Below are 26,053 nucleotides of genomic sequence, written 5' to 3' on the forward strand. Positions count from 1 at the left end.
TCGTGCGCGTGAAACAGGCGTGACGGGATTGCCTGCGACGTCGAGTCGCGTGCGATTTCGGTCGAATCGCCGGCGCCGCGATTTTTGCTATTTATATATAGAGGGGGTGGCGAATTGGCGGCTGATGGGCGCATGTTAGAATCTCGCGTTGCGTTGCGCATGCAGCGCCCACGCGAAAGGCGTTCGCCGTCTTCGCTCCGAAACGATACGGATACATGGATCAATTCGCCAAAGAGACCCTGCCCACCTCCCTAGAGGAGGAAATGCGCCGTTCGTATCTCGATTACGCGATGAGCGTGATCGTCGGACGTGCCCTCCCGGATGTCCGCGATGGCCTGAAGCCCGTGCACCGGCGCGTGTTGTTCGCGATGCACGAACTGAACAACGACTGGAACCGTGCGTACAAGAAGTCGGCGCGTATCGTCGGCGACGTGATCGGTAAATACCACCCTCACGGCGATACCGCGGTCTACGACACGATCGTGCGGATGGCGCAGGACTTCTCGCTGCGCTACATGCTGATCGACGGGCAGGGCAACTTCGGCTCGATCGACGGCGACAACGCCGCGGCGATGCGTTACACCGAAATTCGCATGGCGAAGATCGGTCACGAATTGCTCGCCGACATCGACAAGGAAACGGTCGATTTCGAGCCGAACTACGACGGCAACGAAACGCAGCCGTCGGTCCTGCCGTCGCGCATCCCGAACCTGCTGATCAACGGCTCGTCGGGCATCGCGGTCGGCATGGCGACCAACATTCCGCCGCACAACCTGAACGAAGTCGTCGACGCGTGCCAGCACCTGCTGGGCAACCCGGAAGCGACGATCGACGAGCTGATCGAGATCATCCCGGCGCCGGACTTCCCGACGGCCGGCATCATCTACGGCGTCGCAGGCGTGCGCGACGGCTACCGCACCGGGCGCGGTCGCGTCGTGATGCGGGCGGCCACGCACTTCGAGGAGATCGATCGCGGCCAGCGGATGGCGATCATCGTCGACGAGCTGCCGTACCAGGTGAACAAACGCTCGCTGCTCGAGCGGATCGCCGAGCTCGTCAACGAGAAGAAGCTCGAAGGCATCTCCGACATCCGCGACGAGTCCGACAAGAGCGGCATGCGCGTCGTGATCGAGCTCAAGCGCGGCGAAGTGCCGGAAGTGGTGCTGAACAACCTGTACAAGGCGACGCAGCTTCAGGACACGTTCGGCATGAACATGGTCGCGCTCGTCGACGGCCAGCCGAAGCTGCTGAACCTGAAGGAAATCCTGCAGTGCTTCCTGTCGCACCGACGCGAAGTGCTGACGCGCCGCACGATCTACGAACTGCGCAAGGCCCGCGAACGCGGCCACGTGCTCGAAGGTCTCGCGGTCGCGCTCGCGAACATCGACGATTTCATCGCGATCATCAAGGCCGCGCCGACGCCGCCGATCGCGAAAGCGGAGCTGATGGCGAAGCCGTGGGATTCGTCGCTCGTGCGCGAGATGCTGACGCGTGCCGAAGCCGAGAACGCGGCGGCCGGCGGCCGCTCCGCGTACCGTCCGGAAGGCTTGAACCCGGCGTTCGGCATGCAGAGCGACGGGCTGTACCGTCTGTCCGACACGCAGGCCCAGGAAATCCTGCAGATGCGTCTGCAGCGCCTGACCGGCCTCGAGCAGGACAAGATCATCGGCGAGTACCGTGAAGTGATGGCGCAGATCGCCGACCTGCTGGACATCCTCGCGCGCCCCGAGCGGATCACGACGATGATCGGCGAGGAGCTGACCTCGGTGAAGGCCGAATTCGGCGACGCGCGCCGCTCGAAGATCGAGCTGAACGCGACCGAGCTGAACACCGAGGATCTGATCACGCCGCAGGACATGGTCGTCACGATGTCGCACGCGGGCTACGTGAAGTCGCAGCCGCTGTCCGAGTACCGCGCGCAGAAGCGTGGCGGCCGCGGCAAGCAGGCGACGCAGATGAAGGAAGACGACTGGATCGAGACGCTGTTCATCGCGAACACGCACGATTACATCCTGTGCTTCTCGAACCGCGGCCGCGTGTACTGGGTCAAGGTCTATGAAGTGCCGCAGGGTTCGCGCAACTCGCGCGGCCGGCCGATCGTCAACATGTTCCCGCTGCAGGAAGGCGAGAAGATCAACGTCGTGCTGCCGGTCAAGGAATTCTCGGCCGACAAGTTCATCTTCATGGCGACGTCGCTCGGCACCGTGAAGAAGACGCCGCTCGAGGCATTCAGCCGTCCGATGAAGAAGGGCATCATCGCGGTCGGCCTCGACGACGGCGATTTCCTGATCGGTGCGTCGATCACCGACGGCGCGCACGACGTGATGCTGTTCTCCGATTCCGGCAAGGCCGTGCGCTTCGACGAGAACGACGTGCGTCCGATGGGGCGCGAGGCGCGAGGCGTGCGCGGCATGCAGCTCGAGGACGGGCAGCAGGTCATCGCGCTGCTGGTTGCCGGCAGCGAGGAGCAGACCGTGCTCACCGCGACCGAGAACGGCTACGGCAAGCGCACGCCGATCACCGAATACACGCGTCACGGCCGCGGCACGAAGGGTATGATCGCGATCCAGACGTCCGAGCGTAACGGCAAGGTGGTGGCCGCGACGCTCGTCGACGCCGAGGATCAGATCATGCTGATCACGACGGCCGGCGTGTTGATTCGCACCCGTGTGTCCGAGATTCGCGAGATGGGGCGTGCTACGCAAGGTGTTACACTCATCAGTCTCGATGAGGGTACCAAGCTCTCCGGCCTGCAGCAGATCGCGGAGGCCGAGGAGGGCGATGGCGAGGCCGACGAGGCGTCGGACGGCGAAGCCTGAAGAACGGATGAGACTCTAGCCGCCGCGGGCGAAAAGCGCCGCGGCCGGCGAGCAACCATTCATATTTCCAAAAGGGAGTGATGATGCAAAAGCAATTCAAGCAACTGGTCCTGCTGGCTGCACTGGTGCCGACGTTCGCGATGGCGCAAGCGCTGTCGAATTCCGCACCGGCGCCTGCCGCGGCAGCTGCGCCGATCGACGCCGACAAGAAGGCGGCGATCAAGGATCTGCTCGACGCGATCGACGCGCCGAAGCTCGTGTCGGCAATCGGCAACAGCGCCGAAATGCAGGCCAAGCAACTCGTGCCGGCGATCCTGTCGGACGCGCTGTCGGAAAACAAGACGCTGAACGACAAGCAGAAGCAGGCTGCCGTTCCGACGCTGCAGAAGAACGCCGTGCCGAAGCTGGTTGACGGCGCAGGCAAGGTGTTCGGTACGCAACAGTTCCAGAACGACGCAATGTCGGCTCAGTACGACGCCTACGCGAAGTACTACAGCACGTCGGAGATCAAGGATCTGACGACGTTCTACAAGAGCCCGACGGGCCGCAAGTTCATCCAGGTTCAGGACCAGGTCGGTCGCGACGTGGTCAACGGCCTGATGCAGAAGTACATGCCGCAAGCGATCCAGGCAACGCGTACGCAGGCTGACAAGGAAGTCGCAGCAGTCAAGCCGGGCAAGTAAAGCCGTTCGGGCACGCCACCGGCCGTTCGGCCGGGTTTGGCGGGAGCCTGACGACAGTGCGATAATGGCCGTTTGCGCGCGAGCGCAAGCGGCCATTTCATTTCTGGCGCGTTCTGCCGGCGGCGAGCCGGTCGCGTCCCTCCGAGGTTTTCACGATGCGCGTCTTTAATTTCTCCGCCGGCCCTGCGGCGATGCCCGAGGAAGTGCTGCGGCAAGCCGCCGACGAAATGCTCGACTGGCACGGCAGCGGCATGAGCGTGATGGAGATGAGCCATCGCGGCAAGGAGTTCATGTCGATCCACGAGGCCGCGCTGACCGACCTGCGCGATCTGCTCGGTGTGCCGGCCAGCCACCGGATCCTGTTCCTGCAGGGCGGCGGCATCGCCGAAAACGCGATCGTGCCGATGAACCTGCTCGGCTCGCGCAAGACGGCCGACTTCGTCGTGACGGGCTCGTGGTCGCAGAAATCGTTCAGCGAAGCGAAGAAATACGGCACGCCGCATCTCGCCGCAACCGGCAAGACCGAAGACGGCTTCACGCGTGCGCCGGCCCGCGCCGAATGGCAGCTGTCGGACGATCCGGCCTACGTGCATCTGTGCACCAACGAGACGATCGACGGCGTCGAGACGTTCGAGATTCCGGATCTCGGCGACGTGCCGCTGGTCGCGGATGTCTCGTCGCACATCCTGTCGCGCCCGATGGACGTCGCGAAGTACGGCGTGCTGTTCGGCGGCGCGCAGAAGAACATCGGGATGGCCGGCGTGACGGTCGTGATCGTGCGCGAGGATCTGCTCGATCGCGCGCTGTCGATCTGCCCGTCCGCATTCGAATGGAAGACGATTGCCGCGAACAACTCGCTGTACAACACGCCGCCCACCTACGCGATCTACATCGCGGGCCTCGTGTTCCAGTGGCTGAAGCGGCAGGGTGGCCTCGAAGCGATCGAGGCCCGCAATACTGAAAAAGCGAAGCTGCTCTACGACACGATCGATGCGAGCAGCTTCTATCTGAACAAGGTCGAGCCTTCGGCGCGTTCACGGATGAACGTGCCGTTTTTCCTGGCCGATGAAACGCGCAATGAAGACTTCCTTGCCGGCGCAAAGGCGCGCGGGCTGCTGCAGCTGAAGGGCCACAAGTCCGTCGGCGGCATGCGGGCGTCGATCTACAACGCGGTGCCGCTCGAGGGCGTGAAAGCGCTCGTCGAGTACATGAAGGACTTCGAGCAGCGCGGCGCCTGACGGCGGCGCTGTTCAAACAGCACGGCAAAACGCATGGACGACGAACTGAATTCCCGCCTGAAACCGCTGCGCGATCGCATCGACGCGATCGACGCGCAGCTGATCGCACTCCTGAACCAGCGCGCCGCGGTGGCGCTGGAGGTGGGCGAGGTCAAGAAGCATTTCAACGCACCGGTGTTCCGGCCGGAGCGCGAGCTGCAGGTGATCGCGCGGCTGCAGGACATGAGTGCGGGGCCGCTCGCGAGCGAGCACATCAGCGCCATCTGGCGCGAGATCATGGCCGCGAGCCGCGCGCTCGAACAGACGATCCACGTCGCGTTCCTCGGGCCGGTCGGCACGTACAGCGAACAGGCGATGCTCGAGTATTTCGGCCAGTCGATCGAAGGGCTGCCGTGCCCGTCGATCGATGAGGTGTTCCGCTCGGTCGAGGCCGGTGCGTCCGCGTTCGGCATCGCACCGGTCGAGAATTCGACCGAAGGCGCCGTGTCGCGCACGCTCGACCTGCTGCTGCAGACGCAACTGCTGATCAGCGGCGAACTCGCGCTGCCGATTCACCACAACCTGCTGACGCAAAGCGGTACGCTCGACGGCGTGAAGCGCGTCTGCGCGCATGCGCAGGCGCTCGCGCAATGCCAGCAGTGGCTCGCGGCGAATGCGCCGCAGCTCGAGCGGCAAGCGGTGGCGAGCAACGCGGAGGCTGCGCGTCTCGCGGCGGCCGACCCGACCGTCGCGGCGATCGCGGGCGATCGCGCGGCCGCGCACTACGGTCTGCAGATCGCGTTCTCTCTGATCCAGGACGATCCGCACAACCGCACGCGCTTCGTGATCATCGGCAAGCAGCCGGCCGGGCAAAGCGGTCACGACCAGACGTCGCTGATCGTGTCGGTGAAGAACGAGCCGGGCGCCGTGTTCAAGCTGCTCGAGCCGCTCGCGCGGCACGGCGTGTCGATGACACGCTTCGAGTCGCGTCCGGCGCGCGTCGGCACGTGGGAGTACTACTTCTACATTGACATCGAGGGACATCGCGACGATGCGGCGGTGGCGGCCGCGCTCGCGGAGCTCGGCCAGAAGGCCGCGTTCCTGAAGATACTCGGTTCGTATCCGAGCGCACGCTGACGCGCGGCGGCGCGTCGCGTGCTCGTGCAGGCGCGGCGGCCAGGCGGGCAGGGCAGGCCGGTCGGCGCTGCCGAAGGCGGGTTCGGGCGGCATTCGGTGCAGGATGCGCCGGGTGCGGGCCCGTTGCCCGGAATCTGGAATTCCGCGTGCGGGGCAACGCTTCGCGCGCGTAACTTGGCTCTAGTCGTGTCAGGCTTTGCATTCAACAAACTGGTCATCTTCGGTGTCGGCCTGATCGGCGGATCGCTGGCCCGCGCGCTGCGCGAGCGTGCGCCGGGCGGTGCTGGCGAGATCGTCGGCGTGGGCCGTTCGCGTGCGTCGGTCGAGCGCGCGCTGTCGCTCGGCGTGATCGACCGCGCGGCGGCGCTCGACGACGACGCGCAATTGCGCGCCGCGCTTGCCGGCGCCGATCTCGTGTTGCTGGCCGCACCCGTCGCGCAGACGGGCCCGTTGCTCGCGCGCATCGCGCCGTGGCTCGACGATGCGACGATCGTCACCGATGCGGGCAGCACCAAGTCCGACGTCGTCGCGGCCGCGCGTGCAGCGCTCGGCCCGCGGATCGCGCAGTTCGTGCCGGGGCATCCGATCGCCGGGCGCGAGTCGAGTGGCGTCGAGGCCGCGTTGCCGGACCTGTACGTCGGGCGCAACGTCGTGCTGTGTCCGCTGCCGGAGAACGCGCCGGAATCCGTCGCGCGCATCGAAGCGATGTGGCGTGCAACCGGCGCCGACGTGCGCATGATGAGCACCGAGCAGCACGATCGCGTGTTTGCATCGATCAGTCATTTGCCGCACGTGCTGTCGTTCGCGCTCGTCGAGCAGATCCTCGGTGAGGCCGACGCGGAACTGAAATTCTCGTACGCGGCGGGCGGCTTCCGCGATTTCACGCGCATCGCCGCGTCGAGCCCGGAAATGTGGCGCGACGTGTGCGTCGCGAACCGCACGGCGCTGCTCGACGAACTCGACGGCTATACGCGCGTGCTCGAGCGGCTGCGTGAGGCGATCGACGCCGGCGACGGCGCGGCGCTCGAAGCCGTGTTCACGCGCTCGCGCGCCGCACGCAAGGCATGGCAGGAGCGCGGCGGCGCGCCCGTTGCCGAACCGGTCAAGAAATAACAGGACGATTCCCATGGACTATCTCGATCTCGGCCCGTACTCCAGCGCATCGGGCACCGTGCGCCTGCCCGGCTCGAAAAGCATTTCGAACCGCGTGCTGCTGCTTGCGGCGCTGGCCGAAGGCGAAACGACGATCACCAACCTGCTCGACTCCGACGACACGCGCGTGATGCTCGATGCACTCGGCAAGCTCGGCGTGAAGCTCGCACGTGACGGCGACACCTGTGTCGTCACGGGCACGCGCGGCGCGTTCACCGCGAAGACGGCCGACCTGTTCCTCGGCAACGCGGGCACGGCCGTGCGGCCGCTCACCGCCGCGCTCGCGGTGAACGGCGGCGACTATCGCGTGCACGGCGTGCCGCGCATGCACGAGCGGCCGATCGGCGATCTCGTCGACGGCCTGCGCCAGATCGGCGCGCAGATCGACTACGAGCTGAACGAAGGCTTTCCGCCGCTGCGGATCAAGCCCGCGGCGATTTCGGTCGATGCACCGATCCGCGTGCGCGGCGACGTGTCGAGCCAGTTCCTCACGGCGCTCCTGATGACGCTGCCGCTCGTGAAGGCGAAGGACGGCCGGACCGTCGTCGAAGTCGACGGCGAGTTGATCTCGAAACCATACATCGACATCACGATCCGGCTGATGGAGCGCTTCGGCGTGACCGTCGAGCGCGACGGCTGGCAGCGCTTCGTCGTGCCGGCCGGCGTCCGCTACCGCTCGCCGGGGCGGATCATGGTCGAGGGCGATGCGTCGTCCGCGTCGTACTTCCTCGCGGCCGGCGCGCTTGGCGGTGGCCCGCTGCGCGTCGAGGGCGTCGGGCGCGCGAGCATCCAGGGCGACGTCGGCTTCGCGAACGCGTTGATGCAAATGGGTGCGAACGTGACGATGGGCGACGACTGGATCGACGTGCGCGGCATCGGCCACGACCACGGCAAGCTCGAGCCGATCGACATGGACTTCAACCTGATCCCCGATGCGGCGATGACCATCGCGGTCGCGGCGCTGTTCGCGAACGGCACGAGTACGCTGCGCAACATCGCGAGCTGGCGCGTGAAGGAGACCGACCGCATCGCCGCGATGGCGACCGAGCTGCGCAAGGTCGGCGCGATCGTCGAGGAAGGCCCCGACTATCTCGTCGTCACGCCGCCGGAAAAGCTCACGCCGAATGCGGCGATCGACACGTACGACGATCACCGGATGGCGATGTGCTTCTCGCTCGTCAGCCTGGGCGGCGTGCCCGTGCGGATCAACGATCCGAAGTGCGTCGGCAAGACGTTCCCCGACTATTTCGACCGCTTCGCTGCGCTCGCCAAAGCATGACCCGACTGTTCCGATGAAATCGACCCGACCCTTTCACCCGACTCCCGTCATCACGATCGACGGCCCGACCGCTTCCGGCAAGGGCACCGTCGCCGCGCTCGTCGCCGCGAACCTTGGCTTCCACCTGCTCGACAGCGGCGCGCTGTACCGGCTTGCCGCGCTCGCGAGCGTGCGCTACGGCATCGCGGCGGAGGATATCGACGCGCTGGTGAAGCTGATCGACGATCTCCACATCACGTTTCGCGAAGGCTGTGCGCAGCTCGACGGCGTCGACGTGTCGAACGACATCCGCGCCGAAGCGGTTGGCAACCGCGCATCGGCCATCGCCGTGCACGGGCCCGTGCGCACCGCGCTCGTCGCGCGCCAGCGCGCGTTCCGCAAGACGCCGGGCCTCGTCGCGGACGGGCGCGACATGGGCACGGTGATCTTCCCGGATGCCGTGCTGAAGGTGTTCCTGACGGCCAGCGCCGAGGCTCGTGCGACCAGACGGCATAAGCAATTGATGCAAAAAGGTTTTTCTGCTAATATAGATGACTTGCTCCGGGATCTTCGTGAACGTGACGCGCGCGACAGCAATCGCGCGGCCGCGCCGCTGAAGCCTGCAGCAGATGCCAAGCTGCTCGATACGTCGGCGCTTTCGGTCGATGAAGCCGTCGATCAAGTGCTGCAGTGGTACCGGGCGCTCGGCCAGCCCGCCTGAGAAGGCGGGTCGCGGTAGGTGCTCCGCGCCGTAAGCGCGGAGCGTGTTTCGAACCCTTAACCCCGTGTGGTCATCGATCTGGCCCTTTCAGCCTGCCATTCCGGCCGGCGTGGCACAGCGACCCATGCACAATCAGATTTTTATGTCCGACCTGCAAACCTCTACCCCGAATACTGAATCTTTTGCGGCTCTGTTCGAAGAGTCGCTGACCCGCCAAGACATGCGCGCCGGCGAAGTGATTTCCGCCGAAGTCGTGCGCGTCGACCACAACTTCGTGGTCGTCAATGCAGGCCTGAAGTCCGAGGCTTACATTCCGATCGAGGAATTCCTGAACGATCAGGGCGAGGTTGAGGTGCAGTCGGGCGATTTCGTGTCCGTCGCGATCGACGCACTCGAAAACGGCTACGGCGACACGATCCTGTCGCGCGACAAGGCGAAGCGCCTTGCATCGTGGCTGTCGCTGGAAAAGGCTCTCGACAACAACGAACTCGTCACCGGCACGATCACCGGCAAGGTGAAGGGCGGCATGACCGTGATGGTCAACGGCATCCGCGCGTTCCTGCCGGGTTCGCTGGTCGACACGCGTCCGGTCAAGGACACGACCCCGTACGAAGGCAAGACGCTCGAGTTCCGCGTGATCAAGCTCGATCGCAAGCGTAACAACGTCGTGCTGTCGCGTCGTGCAGTGATCGAAGCGACCCAAGGCGAAGAGCGCGCGAAGCTGCTCGAGACGCTGAAGGAAGGCGCGATCGTCAACGGCGTGGTCAAGAACATCACCGACTACGGCGCGTTCGTCGACCTCGGCGGCATCGACGGCCTGCTGCACATCACCGACATCGCATGGCGTCGTGTGCGTCACCCGAGCGAAGTCCTGTCGGTTGGCCAGGAAGTCACCGCGAAGATCCTCAAGTTCGACCAAGAGAAGAACCGCGTCTCGCTGGGCATCAAGCAACTGGGCGACGATCCGTGGGAAGGCATCTCGCGCCGTTACCCGTCGGGCACGCGCCTGTTCGGCAAGGTCACGAACATCACCGACTACGGCGCATTCGTCGAAGTGGAATCGGGCATCGAAGGCCTCGTCCACGTGTCGGAAATGGACTGGACCAACAAGAACGTTGCACCGTCGAAGGTTGTCCAGCTGGGCGACGAAGTCGAAGTCATGGTCCTCGAGATCGACGAAGACCGTCGTCGTATCAGCCTCGGCATGAAGCAGTGCAAGCCGAATCCGTGGGATGACTTCAGCCGCAACTTCAAGAAGGGCGACAAGATCACGGGCGCAATCAAGTCGATCACCGACTTCGGCGTGTTCATCGGTCTGCCGGGCGGCATCGACGGCCTGGTCCACCTGTCGGACCTGTCGTGGAGCGAAACCGGCGAAGAAGCCGTTCGCAAGTACAAGAAGGGCGACGAAGTCGAAGCAATCGTGCTCGGTATCGACGTCGAGAAGGAGCGTATTTCGCTCGGCATCAAGCAGCTCGAAGGCGACCCGTTCAGCAACTACGTTGCAATGAACGACAAGGGCTCGATCGTCGACGGCGTCGTGAAGACGGTCGATGCGAAGGGTGCGGTCGTCACGCTGACGGGCGACATCGAAGGCTACCTGCGTGCGTCGGAAATCTCGCAGGATCGCGTCGAAGATGCACGCAACGTGCTGAAGGAAGGCGACAAGGTCAACGCGATGGTGATCAACATCGATCGCAAGTCGCGCGGCATCAACCTGTCGATCAAGGCGAAGGATTCGGCTGAACAACAGGAAGCGATCCGCGGCCTGCAGTCGGACACCAGCTCGGCTGCGACCGGTACGACCAACCTCGGCGCGCTGCTGAAGGCGAAGCTCGACGGCCAGAACCAGTAAGCCTCACGAGGTCTGCTGAAGTATGACCAAATCCGAGTTGGTCGCGCAGCTGGCATCGCGATTTCCGCAACTTGTCCTCAAGGATGCGGATTTCGCGGTGAAAACGATGCTCGATGCGATGTCTGACGCCCTGGCGAAAGGGCATCGCATCGAAATTCGGGGTTTCGGCAGCTTCGGCCTCAACCGTCGCCCGGCGCGCGTCGGACGCAACCCGAAGTCAGGGGAGAAAGTGCAGGTGCCCGAGAAGTTCGTGCCGCACTTCAAGCCTGGCAAGGAATTGCGTGAACGCGTCGACGGCCGCGCCGGTGAACCGCTGAAGGCTGACGATCCGGACGACGAGCGTTGAACGTCGTTCGGAGTGCCCGGAACCCGTCCGGCGAAGGCTGAAAAGAAAAGCGCCCCCTGGGGCGCTTTTTTCATTTCCGGCGGCAACGATGCAACGGCTGGCGCAGGATGTGCGCAGCCGCGGAAACGCTTCCTTTACAATACGGGTCGATTCGGTGCGACGAAGGGGAGTCGCGCGCCGCAGCAAACCTCAACAAAGAGAGGGCTTCATGAAGTTTATCGTCTGGCTGATCCGGGTATTGGTGTTCGTCCTGCTGCTGGTGCTCGCGCTGGCCAATACGCAAACCGCGACGCTGAATTTCGTTGCCGGCTACGCATGGCAAGCGCCGCTGATCCTGATCGGCCTGGCGTTCTTCGCCGTGGGGTTGCTGGCGGGCCTGCTGTCCGCGCTGCCTTCGATCTTCCGCCTGCGTCTCGAGAACGGGCGCCTGAAGCGCGATCTGCGTGCGGCGCGCGAAACGCCCGCCGTCATCGATCAGCCGCCGATGCCGCCCGTCATTTAACACGGACGCCGCGCGATCATCGCGCGGTTTTCGTCTCTGCTTCGATATTTCGCATGGATCTGGATTTCTGGTGGTTGCTCGCGATTCCGGTCGCGTTCGCGCTCGGTTGGGCGGCGTCACGCTATGACCTGAAGAATCTCCTGTCGGAGAGTGCCAACCTGCCGCGCTCGTATTTCCGCGGCCTGAATTTTCTGCTGAACGAACAACCCGACAAGGCGATCGACGCGTTCATCGAGGTCGCCAAGCTCGATCCCGAGACGGTCGAGCTGCACTTCGCGCTCGGCAACCTGTTCCGCCGCCGCGGCGAGACCGACCGCGCGATCCGCGTGCACCAGAACCTGCTGAGCCGCACGGACCTGCCGGTCAACGAACGTGACCACGCGCTTTACGAGCTCGGCCAGGATTTCCTGAAGGCCGGCCTGCTCGATCGCGCCGAGGAGGCGTTCCACAAGCTCGCCGACGGCGACTACGCGCTCGGTGCGCAACGGGCGCTGCTGACGATCTACGAGATCGAGAAGGACTGGAACAAGTCGATCGATACCGCGAAGCGCATCGAATCGATGAGCGACAAGCCGCTCGGCGTCGAGATTGCGCAGTTCCACTGCGAACTCGCGCAGGAAGCGCTGCAGCGCAAGAATGCGGCCGCGGCAGCCGAACAGTTGCGTCTGGCACTGACCGTGAACCCGCAGAACGTGCGTGCGACGGTGCTGTCCGGCGACGCAGCGGAGGCGGCGGGCGACCACGCGGCCGCGATCGAGCACTGGAAGCGCGTCGAAGCGCAGAACCCCGCGTATCTGCCGCTCGTCGCCGACAAGTTGATGAAGGCGTATGTCGCGCTCGGCAAGAACGCCGAAGGCGCCGAGCTGCTGATGGGGTATGTCGACCGCTATCCGTCGAACGATCTGCTCGACATCGCGTATCAGCACATCGCCGGGTTGCGCGGCCAGGAGGCGGCGCACACGCTCGCGCGCATGCAGATGGAGAAGTCGCCGAACCTGTCGGGGATGCTGCACCTGCTCGATGCGCAGATCGCGGCGGCCGACGAGCCGCGCCGTAAGGAACTTGAAATGATGCGTGCGCTGATCAAGCAGCGCACGAAAAATCTGCCACGGTATACGTGCCAGAATTGCGGTTTCCGGGCACGGCTCTTCTACTGGCAGTGCCCCGGATGCAGCGGCTGGGAAACCTATGCGCCGCGCCGCGTCGAACCTGCGATGCCGGGCTGATCCCGGCACGCGGAGCCAACGCGCTGCGGTTGCCGCCGGGCTCGTCCCGGCGGCCAAGTTAGTCAATTACCGGGAAGTACCGGAACATCTATGAAAATCACCATCATCGGCACCGGCTATGTCGGTCTCGTCACGGGCGCCTGCCTCGCGGAGATCGGTCACGACGTCTTCTGTCTCGACGTCGATCCGCGCAAGATCGACATCCTGAACAACGGCGGGATGCCGATTCACGAACCGGGGCTGCTGGACATCATCGCGCGCAACCGCGCGGCGGGGCGCCTGCGCTTCTCGACCGACATCGAGGCGAGCGTCGCGCACGGCGAGATCCAGTTCATTGCGGTCGGTACGCCGCCCGACGAGGACGGCTCGGCCGACCTGCAGTACGTGCTCGAGGCCGCACGCAACATCGGTCGCTACATGACGGGCTTCAAGGTGATTGTCGACAAGTCGACGGTGCCGGTCGGCACCGCGCAGCGCGTGCGCGGCGTGGTCGACGAGGCGCTGGCCGCACGCGGGCTCGCGGGCAGCGTCGCGCATCGCTTCTCGGTCGTGTCGAACCCGGAATTCCTGAAGGAAGGCGCGGCGGTCGAGGACTTCATGCGTCCGGACCGGATCATCATCGGCGTCGACGACGACGAGACGGGCACGATCGCGCGCGAGAAGATGAAGAAGCTCTACGCGCCGTTCAACCGCAACCATGAGCGCACGATCTACATGGACGTGCGCTCGGCCGAATTCGCGAAGTATGCGGCGAACGCGATGCTCGCGACGCGCATCTCGTTCATGAACGAGATGTCGAATCTCGCCGACAAGGTCGGCGCCGACATCGAGGCCGTGCGCCGCGGGATCGGCTCCGATCCGCGCATCGGCTATCACTTCCTGTACGCCGGCGTCGGCTACGGTGGCTCGTGCTTCCCGAAGGACGTCCAGGCATTGATTCGCACCGCCGGCGAGAACGGCCAGCCGCTGCGCATCCTGGAAGCCGTCGAGGCCGCGAACCATGCGCAGAAGGACGTGCTGATCGGCAAGATCGAGCAGCGCTTCGGCGCCGACCTCAAGGGCCGCGAGTTCGCGGTGTGGGGCCTCGCGTTCAAGCCGAATACCGACGACATGCGCGAGGCGCCGAGCCGACGCCTGATCGCCGCACTGCTCGAGCGCGGCGCGACCGTGCGCGCGTACGATCCGGTCGCGGTCGACGAAGCGCGGCGTGTGTTCGAGCTGGATTTCGGCAACGATGCCGACGCGCTGGCGCGGCTGCATCTCGTCGAGACGCAGGACGTCGCCGTGACGGGTGCGGACGCACTCGTGATCGTGACCGAGTGGAAGGAATTCCGGAGCCCCGATTTCACGCGCCTGAAGGCCGAACTGAAGGCGCCGGTGATCTTCGACGGGCGCAACCTGTACGAGCCGGACGCGATGGCCGAACTGGGCATCGACTACTACGCGATCGGCCGGCCGTATGTCGATCCCCAGTCGTCCTCCCGTGGCTGACCACACGATGAATACTCTTCGCGAAATCGTTCCGGTGCCGCGTGCGCAGCTCGCGCGCTCGCGCGTGCTTGTCGTCGGCGACGTGATGCTCGACCGTTACTGGTTCGGCAACGTCGATCGCATTTCGCCTGAGGCGCCGGTGCCGGTCGTGCACGTGCAGCGTCAGGAGGAGCGGCTCGGCGGCGCGGCCAACGTCGCGCGCAATGCCGTGACGCTCGGCGGCCAGGCCGGGTTGCTGTGCGTCGTCGGGTGCGACGAGCCCGGCGAGCGGATCGTCGAGCTGCTCGCCAGCAGCGGCGTGACGCCGCATCTCGAGCGCGACCCGGCACTGCCGACCACGATCAAGCTGCGCGTGCTCGCGCGCCAGCAGCAACTGCTGCGCGTCGACTTCGAGGCGATGCCGACGCACGAGGTGCTGCTCGCGGGGCTCGCGCGCTTCGACGCGCTGCTGCCCCAGCACGACGTCGTGCTGATGTCGGATTACGCGAAAGGCGGCCTGACGCACGTCACGACGATGATCGAGAAGGCGCGTGCGGCCGGCAAGTCGGTGCTCGTCGATCCGAAGGGCGACGACTGGGCGCGCTATCGCGGCGCGTCGCTGATCACGCCGAACCGCGCCGAGTTGCGCGAAGTGGTCGGCCAGTGGAAGTCGGAAGACGATCTGCGCGCACGCGTCGCGAACCTGCGTGCGGAACTCGGCATCGACGCGCTGCTGCTCACGCGCTCTGAAGAAGGGATGACGCTGTTTTCCGCCACCGGCGAACTGCACGCACCGGCGCTCGCGCGCGAGGTGTTCGACGTGTCGGGCGCGGGCGATACCGTGATCGCGACGGTCGCGACGATGCTCGGCGCCGGCGTGCCGCTGGTCGACGCGGTCGTGCTCGCGAATCGCGCGGCAGGCATCGTGGTCGGCAAGCTCGGCACGGCCACGGTGGACTACGACGAACTGTTTCACTGAGCGCATTCGGCGGCGCGACGAGCGCGTCGCACGAGTGGCTCGCACTTTTCAGGCAGGACGATCATGACCCTCATCGTCACCGGCGCAGCCGGTTTTATCGGCGCGAACATCGTCAAGGCGCTCAACGAGCGCGGCGAGTCGCGCATCATCGCGGTCGACAACCTGACGCGCGCGGACAAGTTCCGGAATCTCGTCGATTGCGAGATCGACGACTATCTCGACAAGACGGAATTCGTCGAACGCTTCGCGCGCGGCGATTTCGGCAAGGTGCGTGCGGTGTTCCACGAAGGCGCCTGTTCGGACACGATGGAAACCGACGGCCGCTACATGATGGACAACAACTTCCGCTACAGCCGCGCGGTGCTCGATACCTGCCTCGCGCAGGGCACGCAGTTCCTGTACGCGTCGTCGGCCGCGATCTACGGCGGCTCGACGCGCTTCGTCGAGGAGCGCGACGTCGAGGCGCCGCTGAACGTGTACGGCTATTCGAAGTTCCTGTTCGACCAGGTGATCCGTCGCGTGTTGCCGAGCGCGAAGAGCCAGATCGCGGGCTTCCGCTATTTCAATGTGTACGGCCCGCGCGAGACGCACAAGGGGCGCATGGCGTCGGTCGCGTTCCACAACTTCAACCAGTTCCGCGCGGAAGGCAAGGTGAAGCTGTTCGGCGAGTACAACGGCTATGCGCCGGGCGAGCAGACGCGTGACTTCGTGTCGGTCGAGGACGTGACGAAGGTGAACCTGTTCTTCTTCGATCATCCGGAGAAGTCGGGCATTTTCAACCTCGGCACGGGCCGGGCGCAGCCGTTCAACGATATCGCGTCGACGGTCGTGAACACGCTGCGCGCGCTCGACAACCAGCCGCCGCTGACGCTCGCGCAGCAGGTCGAGCAGGGACTGATCGAATACGTAGCGTTCCCCGATGCATTGCGCGGCAAGTACCAGTGCTTCACGCAGGCCGACCAGACGAAGCTGCGCGCAGCCGGCTACGACGCACCGTTCCTGACCGTGCAGGAAGGTGTCGACCGCTACGTCCGTTGGCTATCCGGCCAGGTTTAAACCGCGGCGTTGCCTCGCTAGACTGGGTCTCACGGTCGGCAGCCGCCGGCCGTTTTTCTTCGGAGATCCAGCACATGATCAGGAAATGGTTTGCCGCAGCGGTCATGCTCGGCGCAGTCGCGTCGGCCTGGGCGGCCGTCGACGTCAACACCGCGAGCGAGGATGCGCTCGTCGGCATCAAGGGCATCGGTCCGGCACGGGCGAAGGCGATCCTCGATGAACGCGGCACGCGCGGTCCGTTCAGGAATGCGGACGATCTCGCCGCGCGCGTGAAAGGCATGGGCGGGCATACCGTCGAGCGGCTTCAGCAGGAAGGGCTGACGATCGGCGCGGCAGGCGCAGCCGGCACGGCCGCGGCGCTGCCCGCCGCGGGCAAGCCGGCGGCAGCCAAGCCTGCTGCTGCACCGGCCCGCACCGCACAGAAGTAACGCGTCGCGCGCGACCGACAACGAGCTCCTTCAGTCGCCGTCGTCATGACGGCTTCCCGCGGCATGCCGCGGGTTTTTTGCGTGGGAGCGGCGTGCGCGATACCGGCCGTGATCACGTATCGCGCGGCATGCGTATTCCATCGTCGTAATGGGGTTGCCGGCGCGAGTGGCGGTGCTGGTTTACAATCGATCGATTGATCGGCCTCGTACTGACGGTATATCCATGGCTTACAAAACTATTGAAGACACGATCGGCAATACGCCGCTCGTGCAACTGGTCCGCTTGCCGGACGACGAGATTCGCGCGCGCAACAACGTGGTGCTCGCGAAGCTCGAAGGCAACAACCCGGCCGGTTCCGTGAAGGATCGTCCCGCGTTGTCGATGATCAGCAAGGCCGAGGCGCGCGGGCGCATCAAGCCGGGCGATACGCTGATCGAGGCGACGAGCGGCAACACCGGCATCGCACTCGCAATGGCCGCGGCGATCCGCGGCTACAAGATGGTGCTGATCATGCCGGAGGACCTGTCGGTCGAGCGCCGCCAGAGCATGGCCGCTTACGGCGCAGAAATCATCCTGACCCCGGTGAAGGGCGGGATGGAACTGGCGCGCGATCTCGCGGACGAGATGCAGCGCGAAGGCAAGGGCGTGATCCTCGACCAGTTCGCGAACCCCGACAATCCCGTTGCGCACTACGAAGCGACGGGGCCGGAGATCTGGCGCGATACCGAAGGGCGCATCACGCACTTCGTGTCGGCCATGGGCACGACGGGCACGATCATGGGCACGTCGCGCTATCTGAAGGAACAGAATCCGGCGATCGAGATCATCGGTGCGCAGCCCGAAGACGGTTCGCGCATTCCGGGCATCCGCAAGTGGCCCGAAGCGTACATGCCGACGATCTTCGATCGCAGCCGCGTCGACCGTGTCGAAAGCGTGAGCCAGGCTGCGTCGGAAACGATGACCCGCCGGCTGGCGGCAGTCGAAGGCATCTTCGCGGGCATTTCGTCGGGCGGCGCGTGCGAAGTCGCGATGCGCATCGCGCGTCAGGTCGAGAACGCGACGATCGTGTTCATCGTCTGCGATCGCGGCGACCGCTATCTGTCCACAGGCGTGTTCCCCGCCTGAACACGGGCTGGCGTGCGCAGCGCGCCGGCGATAAAAAAAGCGCCGCTTGTGCGGCGCTTTTTCTTTGGGCGGGCAGATCTTACTGCGACTGCGCGTCGTCGGTGGCGGCCGGCTTCAGCGCGCCGCTCGCTTCCATCTGCGCCTTCACGGCTTCGCCGAGCTGGTACACGGTGAGCGCGTAGAAGAAGCTGCGGTTGTAGCGCGTCAGCACATAGAAATTCTTGAGCCCGAGCATGTACTCGGTCGCGCGCCCCGGCGACGGCAGGTCGACCACGGTCACCGGCGTGCCGGCTTCGGTCGTGATGTTGACCGTCGGCTCGTTCAGCGTCATGCCCGCGCGCATCAGTTGCGACAGCGCCCAGTGCGGTTCCGGCTGGCCGTCGGCGGCGGCCTGCGCGATGCCGAGGCTGCCCGTATCGGGCGTGATCTGCCAGACCACCGGTCGGTCGGTTTCCCAGCCGTGCTGTTTCAGGTAGTTCGCGACGCTGCCGATCGCATCGACAGGACTGCTGCGCAGATCGACGTGGCCCGTGCCGTCGAAGTCGACCGCATATTCGCGGATGCTGCTCGGCAGGAACTGCGGAATCCCGATCGCGCCCGTGTAGGAGCCGAGTACGGTGGTCGGGTCGAGCTGGTTGTCGCGGGTCCAGACCAGGAAGTCCTCGAGGTTCTTGCGGAACGTGGCCTGGCGGCTGTCGCGATTCGGCGTGTCCGGGTAGTCGAAAGTGAGCGTCGTCAGCGCGTCGAGCACGCGGAAATTGCCCATGTAGCGGCCGTAGATCGTCTCGACGCCGATGATGCCGACAATCACCTCGGGCGGCACGCCGAACTGCTCGGACGCGCGCTGCAGTGTCGCCTGGTTCGCCTTCCAGAACTTCACGCCCGCGTTGATGCGGATCGGCTCGATGAAGCGCGAGCGATAGACGCGCCAGTTCTTGACCGTCGGCGACGCGGCGGGCCTCACGAGCTTGACGGCCGTCGCCGAGTAGCTGATGCGCGAGAACAGCGCATGCAGGCTTGTGGAGTCGAAGCCGTTGCGGCTCACCATCTCGTCGATGAAGGCGTCGACCTTCGCGTTGTTCGCGTAACGCTGCGGGACAATTTCCTCTTCGAAGGTCTGGCCTTGCGGCACCGGCTGCTGTGGCTGGGCCTGAGCGACGAGCTTGCCGGCGGGCTTCGCCGGCTGCGTCTGCGCGCCGGCAGGCGCAGTGCCGAGGGCCGCGACGACAGCGGCGGCGACGAGCGGCACGCGAACACGGAACAGCGCGGAGAGGGGGGCGGCAGGCTTGCTGGAATTCATGTCGAAGCGGGCGGACAGGGCGATTGTGTTCGGCGCAGTATACCCGACGGATCCCGCGCGCCGGGGCGTGGCAGGCCCCCGTTGTGGTAAGTTAGCGGCGAATTCGCGGCAGACGATGGACATCATTGATGGAGACCTGCGGCGCACCGCGCGCCGCCGATGACAGCTTATGGCAACCGCTTTCTATACGCACCCCGACTGCATGCTGCACGAGATGGGGGAATGGCATCCGGAATGCCCGGCCCGCCTGTCGGCGATCCAGGATCAACTGATTGCGAGCCGCATCGACGACCTGATCGTGCACGAAACCGCGCCGTTCGCGAGCGAGGTCGCGCTGGGCCGAGTGCATACGCAGGCGCACATCGACTACATCCGCAGCATGACGCCGGTCGACGGCTACGTCGAGATCGATCCCGATACGCTGATGAATCGCGACACGTGGCGCGCGGCGCTGCGCGCGGCCGGCGCCGCGATCGCGGCGACCGACGCGGTGATCGAAGGCCGCTATGCGAATGCGTTCTGCGGCGTGCGTCCGCCCGGTCACCATGCGGAGCCCGCGCGTGCGATGGGCTTCTGCTTCTTCAACAACGTCGCGATCGCCGCGCGGCATGCGCTCGACGTACACGGCTTGGAACGTGTCGCGATCATCGATTTCGACGTGCACCATGGCAACGGCACCGAGGCCGCGTTCGCGAACGACGAGCGTGTGCTGATGTGCAGCTTCTTCCAGCATCCGCTGTACCCGTTCTCCGGCGTCGATCACCAGGCGCCGAACATGGTCAACCTGCCGATGCCCGCACGCAGCAACGGGATGGCGATCCGCGAAGCCGTCGACATGTTCTGGCTGCCGCGCCTCGACGCATTCAAGCCGCAGATGCTGTTCGTGTCGGCCGGTTTCGATGCGCATCGCGAGGACGATATCGGCAACCTCGGGCTCGTCGAGGCCGACTTCGAATGGCTGACCGCGCAGATCGTCGATGTGGCGCGCCGGCACGCGCAGGGCCGCATCGTGAGCTGCCTCGAAGGCGGCTACAACCTGTCCGCGCTCGGGCGCAGCGTCGTCGCGCACCTGCGCGTGCTGGCCGGGATCTGACTCCCGGCTGGCAGGGCGCGCCGGGCGCGCTCAGCGTGCCGGCGCGCGCGTGTGAATCCACGCGATCAGCGCGTCGATCACGCGGTCGCGGTCGAGATCGTTCATCGTTTCGTGGAAACCGCCTTCGTAAAGCGTCAGCGTACGATCGGGCGAGCCGACGCGCGCGCCGAACGCGCGGCTGCCGTCAGGTTCGGTCAGCTTGTCTTCGGTGCCGTGATAGACGAGCACCGGCACCCGCAGCGCGCCGCGGCCGCTTTCGATACGCGCCATCGCGTCGAGAATCTCCGCGCCGGTGCGCGCGGGCACCGCGCCGTGGTGCACGAGCGGATCGGCGCGATTGGCTGCGACGATGGCCGGATCGCGCGACAGCAGTGCCGCATCGATCTTGATCGCGGGAAACGTCGGCCATACGCGGCTGATGATGCGGCTCACCGCGAGCATCCAGCGTGGCACGTCGCGCCCCGGTGCGAGCGCCGGGCTCGACAGCACGAGGCCCGTCAGCGCGTGGCCGCGGGCCGGCGCACGCTCGATCGCGTAGAGCGCCGCGACTGCGCCGCCCATGCTGTGCCCCATCAGGAACAGCGGCGAATTGCCGCGCGAGGCTTCGGCCACCAGTGCATCCGCATCGTTCAGGTATCCGTCGAAACGCTCGACCCACGCGCGCTTGCCGGGCGACTGGCCGTGCCCGCGCAGGTCGATCGCGAGCACGTCGATGCCGGCCGCGTTCAGCCGGCCGGCGAGTGCGGCATAGCGGCCCGCGTGTTCGGCGAGGCCGTGCACGAGCGCGATCGTCGCACGCGGCGGCGTCGTGTCGTTGAACGCGGGCCAGCGGTACGACGCCAGTTCGAGCCCGTCCGCGGTACGCAGCCGGCCCATTTTCGGTGCGGGCGCCGACGAAGGCGCGACGCCGGCGGTGGCGGGCGCGGCGGCCGGCGTGGTGGTGGCGGTCATCTGGCGTGTCCCCTGGTTATTGGTCGGTGTTCCGGATCATAGACGCGGCCTTTGCACGGCGGGCCAGCGGCGCCCCTCTAATTTCGTGTAGTTATGAAAAGATCGAAATCGATTATTAAGGGGAATGAGGGGTTTGCGGTAAAATCGACGGTTATTCCAGATGCATCGGCGGCCGACTGGCGGGCCAACTCGCCGGCCGGCCGCCGTTTTGTTTACATGATCGAATTACGCAATCTTTCGCAGCGTTTCCCCGGGCCGGGCGGCTGGGTCGAGGCGCTGCACAACGTCAACCTGACGATCCCGCAGGGCGAGGTGTTCGGCATCATCGGCCGAAGCGGCGCCGGCAAGAGCACGCTCGTGCGCACCATCAACCTGCTCACGCGGCCGACCGAAGGCAATGTCGTCGTCGGCGGGCGCGATCTCACGCTGCTGCCGGCTGGCGCGCTGCGCGAGGCGCGCCGCGAGATCGGCATGATCTTCCAGCACTTCAACCTGCTGTCGTCGCGCACGGTGTTCGACAACGTCGCGTTGCCGCTGGAGCTGGCCGGCGCAAGCCGTGCCGAGATCGAAGCTGCCGTGTTGCCGCTGCTCGACCTCGTCGGGCTGTCCGCACAGAAGGATCGCTACCCGTCGCAGATCAGCGGCGGGCAGAAGCAGCGCGTCGGCATTGCGCGCGCGCTCGCGAGCCAGCCGAAGGTGCTGCTGTCGGACGAAGCGACGTCCGCGCTCGATCCCGAAACCACGCGTTCGATCCTCGATCTGCTGAAGCGCATCAATCGCGAACTCGGCCTGACGATCGTGCTGATCACGCACCAGATGGAAGTGATCAAGCAGGTCTGCGATCGCGTCGCGGTGCTCGATGCCGGGCGCGTGGTCGAGGAAGGCCGCGTGATCGACGTGTTCCTGCAACCGCATCACGAAGTGACGCGCGCGCTGATCGGCGACGTGATCGCACAGGAGCTGCCGCCCGCGCTGAAGGCGCGCGTGGCCGAACGCCTGAAGACGGGCAGCGGGCATCTGCTGCGGCTCGCGTTCACGGGCTCGGGTGTCGACCAGCCGATCCTGTCGGAGACGATCCGCCGGTACGAACTCGATTTCAACATCCTGCACGGCCAGATCGACGAGATCCAGGGGCAGGCATTCGGTTCGCTCGCGGTGCTCGCGGGCGGCGAGCCGGGCAAGGTCGGGCAGGCGCTCGCGTTCCTGCGCGAGCAAGGTGTGGTGGTAGAGGAGCTTTCGTATGTTGAGTGAGATGTTCGATATGTTCGTGCAGTCGTTCTGGGAGACGCTGATCATGGTCGGCATCTCCGGAGCGGTCGGCGCGCTCGTCGGCCTGCCGCTCGGCGTGCTGCTCTACCTGACCGACCGTCAGGGCGTGCTGCAGAACCTCGCGGTGAATCGCGTGCTCGGCGGCATCGTGAACGCCGTCCGCTCGACGCCGTTCATCATCTTGCTGGTCGCGGTGATTCCGTTCACGCGTCTCGTCACGGGTTCGTCGATCGGCACGGCTGCGGCGGTCGTGCCGCTGACGCTCGCAGCCGCGCCGTTCATCGCGCGTCTCGTCGAGACGGCGCTGCGCGAAGTCGACCGTGGGCTGATCGAGGCTGCGCAATCGATGGGCGCGACCACGTCGCAGATCGTCTTCAAGGTGCTGCTGCCCGAATCGCTGCCGGGCGTCGTCGCGGGCCTGACGATCACGTTCGTGTCGCTGGTTGGTTATTCGGCGATGGCCGGTGCAATCGGCGGTGGCGGGCTCGGCGATCTCGGGATTCGCTACGGTTACCAGCGTTATCTGCCGGAAGTGATGTGGACGGTCGTCGCGATCCTGATCGTGTTCGTGCAGATCGTGCAGTCGTTCGGCGACTGGCTCGTGCGCCGGCTGAGCCACAAATAATACGAAACCGATCCGTTAGGGGAGACACGATGCAACGACGCTTCATGCTGAAGTTCGCGGCGGTACTGGGTGCGGCCGCGCTGTTCGCGGGCGCGCACGCGCAGGCCGAAACCATCAAGGTGGGCGTGACGGGCGGACCGCACGCGCAGATCATGGAAGCGGTGAAGAAGGTCGCGGCGAAGAGCGGCCTCGAGATCCGCATCGTCGAATTCTCCGATTACGTGCAGCCGAACGCGGCCCTCGCGTCGGGCGACCTCGACGCGAACAGCTACCAGCACGATCCTTATCTGCAGGCGCAGGTGAAGGATCGCGGCTACAAGCTGATCAAGGTCGCGGATACCGTGACGTTCCCGATGGGCATCTATTCGAAGCGCGTGAAGTCGCTGGCCGAACTGAAGCCGGGCGCGCGCGTCGCGGTGCCGAACGATCCGACCAACGGCGGCCGCGCGCTGCTGTTGCTGCAGAAGCAGGGCCTGCTGAAGCTGCGCGCGGATGCGGGGCTGAAGGCAACGCCGCTCGATATCGTCGACAATCCGCGCAAGCTGAAGATCGTCGAACTCGATGCGGCGCAGATTCCGCGCTCGCTCGGCGATGTCGATGCGGCCGCGATCAACACCAACTACGCGATGGAAGCGGGGTTGAAACCGAAACAGGACGCGATCGCGATCGAGGGTCCGAACGGTCCGTACGCGAACATCCTCGCGATTCGCGAGGCGGACCGCAACAAGCCCTGGGTCGCGAAGCTGATCGCGGCCTATCATTCGGCCGACGTGAAGCAGTTCATCGAAGGCAAGTTCGGCGGTGCGGTCATCGCCGCCTGGTAACGGGCGGAGGACGGGCGCCCGGCGGGATTAGAGTTGGTGATCGAAAACCCGGGCTTTGCGTCCGGGTTTTTTCTCTTTTAAAATAGAACGACCGTTCGCTATCATTGGCGCGTCGCCAAGAAGCGGTATCCTCGACAGCCACGATGGATGGGTCCGCTTGGCCGCGCAGTCATGAGGCCTCGCTATAGAATGGCCTCTGGTCGTATTCGTAACTTTGGAGCGTGTGCATGAAAATCCTGGTGCCAGTGAAAAGAGTGGTCGATTACAACGTGAAGGTCCGCGTGAAGTCGGACAACACGGGTGTCGACATCGCGAACGTGAAGATGTCGATGAACCCGTTCGACGAAATCGCCGTTGAAGAAGCCGTGCGCCTGAAGGAAGCGGGCGTCGCGACCGAAGTGATCGCCGTGTCGGTGGGCGTCACGCAGGCGCAGGAAACGCTGCGTACGGCGCTGGCGATCGGCGCGGATCGCGCGATCCTCGTCGAGTCGACTGACAGCGTCGAGCCGCTGGCCGTCGCGAAGATCCTGAAGGCGCTGGTCGACAAGGAACAGCCGCAACTGGTGATTCTCGGCAAGCAGGCGATCGACGACGATTCGAACCAGACGGGCCAGATGCTGGCCGCGCTGGCGGGTCTCCCGCAAGCGACGTTTGCGTCGAAGGTGACGGTGGCCGACGGCAAGGCGACGGTCGCACGTGAAGTCGACGGCGGCGCGGAAACGCTGTCGCTGACGCTGCCGGCGGTGATCACCACGGACCTGCGCCTGAACGAGCCGCGTTACGTGACGCTGCCGAACATCATGAAGGCGAAGAAGAAGCCGCTGGAAACCGTGAAGCCGGAAGACCTGGGCGTGGACGTCGCGCCGCGTCTGAAGACGCTGAAGGTTGTCGAGCCGCCGAAGCGTGCAGCCGGCGTGAAGGTGCCGGACGTGAAGACGCTGGTCGAGAAGCTGAAGACCGAAGCCAAGGTGCTGTAAGAGGGAGCGCAAAGAAATGACGATTCTGGTGATTGCAGAACACGACAACGCGTCGGTCAAGGCCGCGACGTTGAACACGGTGGCGGCGGCGGCGAAGATCGGTGGCGATATTCACGTGCTGGTCGCGGGCCACAACGCGCAAGCGGCTGCGGATGCGGCAGCGAAGATCGCAGGTGTATCGAAGGTGCTGCTGGCCGACGCGCCGCAGCTCGAAGCGGGCCTGGCGGAAAACGTCGAAGCGACCGCGCTGAACATCGCGAAGGACTATTCGCACATCCTCGCGCCGGCAACTGCGTATGGCAAGAACATCGCGCCGCGTATCGCCGCGAAGCTGGACGTCGCGCAGATCTCGGACATCACGGCGGTTGATTCGGCCGACACGTTCGAGCGCCCGATCTACGCCGGCAACGCGATCGCGACGGTGCAGTCGAGCGACCCGATCAAGGTCATCACGGTGCGTGCGACGGGTTTCGATCCGGTGGCGGCCGAAGGCGGCAGCGCATCGGTCGAGAAGATCGAAGCGGCGGCCGATGCAGGCAAGTCGCAGTTCGTGAGCCGTGAAGTGACGAAGCTGGACCGTCCGGAACTGACGAGCGCGAAGATCATCGTGTCGGGCGGCCGCGGCCTGGGCAGCGGCGAGAACTACACGAAGGTGCTGGAGCCGCTGGCGGACAAGCTGTCGGCCGCACTCGGCGCATCGCGCGCGGCAGTCGACGCCGGCTACGTGCCGAACGATTACCAGGTCGGCCAGACCGGCAAGATCGTCGCGCCGCAGCTGTACATCGCGGTGGGCATCTCGGGTGCGATCCAGCACTTGGCCGGCATGAAGGATTCGAAGGTGATCGTCGCGATCAACAAGGATCCGGAAGCGCCGATCTTCAGCGTGGCCGACTACGGCCTCGTCGGCGATCTGTTCGCGCTCGTGCCGGAGCTCGTGAGCGAGCTCGGCTGACGCGGCGTGACGCTTCAGCGTTAAGCACACGGGAAAAGGGGCGCGACGAGCGCCCCTTTTTTTACGCCATCGACAGACGACAGAAGA

General features: G+C 65.4%; 24 protein-coding genes. 22 read left to right on the top strand and 2 right to left on the bottom strand.

Features of this window, described 5'->3' with window-relative positions; translation table 11 throughout:
• The first annotated feature begins 215 nt into the window (after positions 1-215).
• The 16 genes from gyrA (at position 216) to cysM (ending at position 17,975) form a co-directional block, all read left to right on the top strand.
• Positions 216-2,819: a DNA gyrase subunit A gene (gene gyrA, locus KEC55_RS05010; protein WP_282506991.1), complete on the top strand. Its 2,604-nt coding sequence runs from the start codon at positions 216-218 to the stop codon at positions 2,817-2,819.
• Between the two features lie 83 nt (positions 2,820-2,902).
• On the top strand, positions 2,903-3,502 hold the full coding sequence (locus tag KEC55_RS05015; protein ID WP_021157463.1) for a DUF2059 domain-containing protein: 600 nt from the start codon (positions 2,903-2,905) through the stop codon (positions 3,500-3,502).
• 155 nt (positions 3,503-3,657) lie between these two features.
• Positions 3,658-4,740: a 3-phosphoserine/phosphohydroxythreonine transaminase gene (gene serC, locus KEC55_RS05020; RefSeq protein ID WP_282506992.1), complete on the top strand. Its 1,083-nt coding sequence runs from the start codon at positions 3,658-3,660 to the stop codon at positions 4,738-4,740.
• Positions 4,741-4,773: 33 nt separating this feature from the next.
• The gene (gene pheA, locus KEC55_RS05025; protein ID WP_282506994.1) at positions 4,774-5,856 is read left to right on the top strand and encodes a prephenate dehydratase; all 1,083 of its coding nucleotides are present in this window, start codon (positions 4,774-4,776) and stop codon (positions 5,854-5,856) included.
• 186 nt (positions 5,857-6,042) lie between these two features.
• Entirely contained in the window at positions 6,043-6,969 is a 927-nt protein-coding gene (locus KEC55_RS05030; protein ID WP_282506996.1) for a prephenate dehydrogenase, read from the top strand.
• A gap of 13 nt (positions 6,970-6,982) precedes the next feature.
• Positions 6,983-8,287 (top strand): 3-phosphoshikimate 1-carboxyvinyltransferase, encoded by a 1,305-nt coding sequence (gene aroA, locus KEC55_RS05035; protein ID WP_176049263.1) that lies wholly within the window; start codon positions 6,983-6,985, stop codon positions 8,285-8,287.
• Between the two features lie 13 nt (positions 8,288-8,300).
• The gene (cmk, locus tag KEC55_RS05040; RefSeq protein WP_176049262.1) at positions 8,301-8,987 is read left to right on the top strand and encodes a (d)CMP kinase; all 687 of its coding nucleotides are present in this window, start codon (positions 8,301-8,303) and stop codon (positions 8,985-8,987) included.
• A 142-nt stretch (positions 8,988-9,129) separates the two neighbouring features.
• On the top strand, positions 9,130-10,842 hold the full coding sequence (gene rpsA / locus KEC55_RS05045; protein ID WP_166957495.1) for a 30S ribosomal protein S1: 1,713 nt from the start codon (positions 9,130-9,132) through the stop codon (positions 10,840-10,842).
• Between the two features lie 22 nt (positions 10,843-10,864).
• The gene (locus KEC55_RS05050; protein WP_006486894.1) at positions 10,865-11,188 is read left to right on the top strand and encodes an integration host factor subunit beta; all 324 of its coding nucleotides are present in this window, start codon (positions 10,865-10,867) and stop codon (positions 11,186-11,188) included.
• 208 nt (positions 11,189-11,396) lie between these two features.
• Positions 11,397-11,690 carry a lipopolysaccharide assembly protein LapA domain-containing protein gene (locus KEC55_RS05055; RefSeq protein ID WP_012328123.1) on the top strand — a complete coding sequence of 98 codons (294 nt, stop codon included), beginning with the start codon at positions 11,397-11,399 and terminating at the stop codon, positions 11,688-11,690.
• 53 nt (positions 11,691-11,743) lie between these two features.
• Positions 11,744-12,916: a lipopolysaccharide assembly protein LapB gene (gene lapB, locus KEC55_RS05060; protein WP_124448893.1), complete on the top strand. Its 1,173-nt coding sequence runs from the start codon at positions 11,744-11,746 to the stop codon at positions 12,914-12,916.
• 90 nt (positions 12,917-13,006) lie between these two features.
• Positions 13,007-14,407 carry a UDP-glucose dehydrogenase family protein gene (locus tag KEC55_RS05065; RefSeq protein ID WP_176049261.1) on the top strand — a complete coding sequence of 467 codons (1,401 nt, stop codon included), beginning with the start codon at positions 13,007-13,009 and terminating at the stop codon, positions 14,405-14,407.
• 7 nt (positions 14,408-14,414) lie between these two features.
• Entirely contained in the window at positions 14,415-15,365 is a 951-nt protein-coding gene (gene rfaE1 / locus KEC55_RS05070; protein WP_282506998.1) for a D-glycero-beta-D-manno-heptose-7-phosphate kinase, read from the top strand.
• Positions 15,366-15,428: 63 nt separating this feature from the next.
• Positions 15,429-16,421, top strand: coding sequence for an ADP-glyceromanno-heptose 6-epimerase (rfaD, locus tag KEC55_RS05075; RefSeq protein WP_282506999.1), 993 nt, complete (start codon positions 15,429-15,431; stop codon positions 16,419-16,421).
• 74 nt (positions 16,422-16,495) lie between these two features.
• On the top strand, positions 16,496-16,849 hold the full coding sequence (locus KEC55_RS05080) for a ComEA family DNA-binding protein (RefSeq protein WP_282507000.1): 354 nt from the start codon (positions 16,496-16,498) through the stop codon (positions 16,847-16,849).
• Positions 16,850-17,072: 223 nt separating this feature from the next.
• A complete protein-coding gene (cysM, locus tag KEC55_RS05085; protein WP_124448883.1) occupies positions 17,073-17,975 on the top strand; it encodes a cysteine synthase CysM in 903 nt (300 codons plus the stop codon).
• 79 nt (positions 17,976-18,054) lie between these two features.
• On the opposite strand, the gene mltB is transcribed toward cysM, so the two are convergent.
• Entirely contained in the window at positions 18,055-19,401 is a 1,347-nt protein-coding gene (gene mltB, locus KEC55_RS05090) for a lytic murein transglycosylase B (protein ID WP_282507001.1), read from the bottom strand.
• Between the two features lie 43 nt (positions 19,402-19,444).
• Here mltB and KEC55_RS05095 point away from each other — a divergent pair, with 43 nt between their 5' ends.
• A complete protein-coding gene (locus KEC55_RS05095; protein WP_011351344.1) occupies positions 19,445-20,368 on the top strand; it encodes a histone deacetylase family protein in 924 nt (307 codons plus the stop codon).
• 30 nt (positions 20,369-20,398) lie between these two features.
• Here KEC55_RS05095 and KEC55_RS05100 read toward each other — a convergent pair whose 3' ends face one another.
• Positions 20,399-21,319, bottom strand: coding sequence for an alpha/beta hydrolase (locus KEC55_RS05100; protein WP_282507002.1), 921 nt, complete (start codon positions 21,317-21,319; stop codon positions 20,399-20,401).
• Between the two features lie 216 nt (positions 21,320-21,535).
• Here KEC55_RS05100 and KEC55_RS05105 point away from each other — a divergent pair, with 216 nt between their 5' ends.
• From KEC55_RS05105 to KEC55_RS05125, 5 genes are all read left to right on the top strand, one after another.
• Positions 21,536-22,570 carry a methionine ABC transporter ATP-binding protein gene (locus KEC55_RS05105; RefSeq protein ID WP_282507003.1) on the top strand — a complete coding sequence of 345 codons (1,035 nt, stop codon included), beginning with the start codon at positions 21,536-21,538 and terminating at the stop codon, positions 22,568-22,570.
• A complete protein-coding gene (locus KEC55_RS05110; protein ID WP_006486982.1) occupies positions 22,560-23,213 on the top strand; it encodes a methionine ABC transporter permease in 654 nt (217 codons plus the stop codon). Before KEC55_RS05105 ends, KEC55_RS05110 begins: the two co-directional genes overlap by 11 nt.
• A gap of 29 nt (positions 23,214-23,242) precedes the next feature.
• Positions 23,243-24,037, top strand: coding sequence for a MetQ/NlpA family ABC transporter substrate-binding protein (locus tag KEC55_RS05115; protein WP_282507004.1), 795 nt, complete (start codon positions 23,243-23,245; stop codon positions 24,035-24,037).
• A 227-nt stretch (positions 24,038-24,264) separates the two neighbouring features.
• On the top strand, positions 24,265-25,014 hold the full coding sequence (locus KEC55_RS05120) for an electron transfer flavoprotein subunit beta/FixA family protein (RefSeq protein WP_047900131.1): 750 nt from the start codon (positions 24,265-24,267) through the stop codon (positions 25,012-25,014).
• Between the two features lie 16 nt (positions 25,015-25,030).
• Positions 25,031-25,966, top strand: coding sequence for an electron transfer flavoprotein subunit alpha/FixB family protein (locus KEC55_RS05125; protein ID WP_282507005.1), 936 nt, complete (start codon positions 25,031-25,033; stop codon positions 25,964-25,966).
• The last annotated feature ends 87 nt before the right edge of the window (positions 25,967-26,053 follow it).

Source organism: Burkholderia cepacia (assembly GCF_029962485.1).
Classification (GTDB): domain Bacteria; phylum Pseudomonadota; class Gammaproteobacteria; order Burkholderiales; family Burkholderiaceae; genus Burkholderia.

Excerpts from the sequence above, each read along its gene's own strand:
- KEC55_RS05100 (WP_282507002.1), bottom strand. The coding sequence starts at position 21,319 with ATGACCGCCACCACCACGCCGGCCGCCGCGCCCGCCACCGCCGGCGTC.
- KEC55_RS05120 (WP_047900131.1), top strand. The coding sequence starts at position 24,265 with ATGAAAATCCTGGTGCCAGTGAAAAGAGTGGTCGATTACAACGTGAAG.
- cysM (WP_124448883.1), top strand. The coding sequence starts at position 17,073 with ATGGCTTACAAAACTATTGAAGACACGATCGGCAATACGCCGCTCGTG.
- KEC55_RS05015 (WP_021157463.1), top strand. The coding sequence starts at position 2,903 with ATGCAAAAGCAATTCAAGCAACTGGTCCTGCTGGCTGCACTGGTGCCG.
- cmk (WP_176049262.1), top strand. The coding sequence starts at position 8,301 with ATGAAATCGACCCGACCCTTTCACCCGACTCCCGTCATCACGATCGAC.
- KEC55_RS05095 (WP_011351344.1), top strand. The coding sequence starts at position 19,445 with ATGGCAACCGCTTTCTATACGCACCCCGACTGCATGCTGCACGAGATG.
- KEC55_RS05115 (WP_282507004.1), top strand. The coding sequence starts at position 23,243 with ATGCAACGACGCTTCATGCTGAAGTTCGCGGCGGTACTGGGTGCGGCC.
- KEC55_RS05110 (WP_006486982.1), top strand. The coding sequence starts at position 22,560 with ATGTTGAGTGAGATGTTCGATATGTTCGTGCAGTCGTTCTGGGAGACG.
- rfaE1 (WP_282506998.1), top strand. The coding sequence starts at position 14,415 with ATGAATACTCTTCGCGAAATCGTTCCGGTGCCGCGTGCGCAGCTCGCG.
- rfaD (WP_282506999.1), top strand. The coding sequence starts at position 15,429 with ATGACCCTCATCGTCACCGGCGCAGCCGGTTTTATCGGCGCGAACATC.
- KEC55_RS05065 (WP_176049261.1), top strand. The coding sequence starts at position 13,007 with ATGAAAATCACCATCATCGGCACCGGCTATGTCGGTCTCGTCACGGGC.
- KEC55_RS05125 (WP_282507005.1), top strand. The coding sequence starts at position 25,031 with ATGACGATTCTGGTGATTGCAGAACACGACAACGCGTCGGTCAAGGCC.
- mltB (WP_282507001.1), bottom strand. The coding sequence starts at position 19,401 with ATGATGTCCATCGTCTGCCGCGAATTCGCCGCTAACTTACCACAACGG.
- lapB (WP_124448893.1), top strand. The coding sequence starts at position 11,744 with ATGGATCTGGATTTCTGGTGGTTGCTCGCGATTCCGGTCGCGTTCGCG.
- aroA (WP_176049263.1), top strand. The coding sequence starts at position 6,983 with ATGGACTATCTCGATCTCGGCCCGTACTCCAGCGCATCGGGCACCGTG.
- pheA (WP_282506994.1), top strand. The coding sequence starts at position 4,774 with ATGGACGACGAACTGAATTCCCGCCTGAAACCGCTGCGCGATCGCATC.
- KEC55_RS05080 (WP_282507000.1), top strand. The coding sequence starts at position 16,496 with ATGATCAGGAAATGGTTTGCCGCAGCGGTCATGCTCGGCGCAGTCGCG.
- KEC55_RS05105 (WP_282507003.1), top strand. The coding sequence starts at position 21,536 with ATGATCGAATTACGCAATCTTTCGCAGCGTTTCCCCGGGCCGGGCGGC.
- rpsA (WP_166957495.1), top strand. The coding sequence starts at position 9,130 with ATGTCCGACCTGCAAACCTCTACCCCGAATACTGAATCTTTTGCGGCT.
- serC (WP_282506992.1), top strand. The coding sequence starts at position 3,658 with ATGCGCGTCTTTAATTTCTCCGCCGGCCCTGCGGCGATGCCCGAGGAA.
- KEC55_RS05050 (WP_006486894.1), top strand. The coding sequence starts at position 10,865 with ATGACCAAATCCGAGTTGGTCGCGCAGCTGGCATCGCGATTTCCGCAA.
- KEC55_RS05055 (WP_012328123.1), top strand. The coding sequence starts at position 11,397 with ATGAAGTTTATCGTCTGGCTGATCCGGGTATTGGTGTTCGTCCTGCTG.
- gyrA (WP_282506991.1), top strand. The coding sequence starts at position 216 with ATGGATCAATTCGCCAAAGAGACCCTGCCCACCTCCCTAGAGGAGGAA.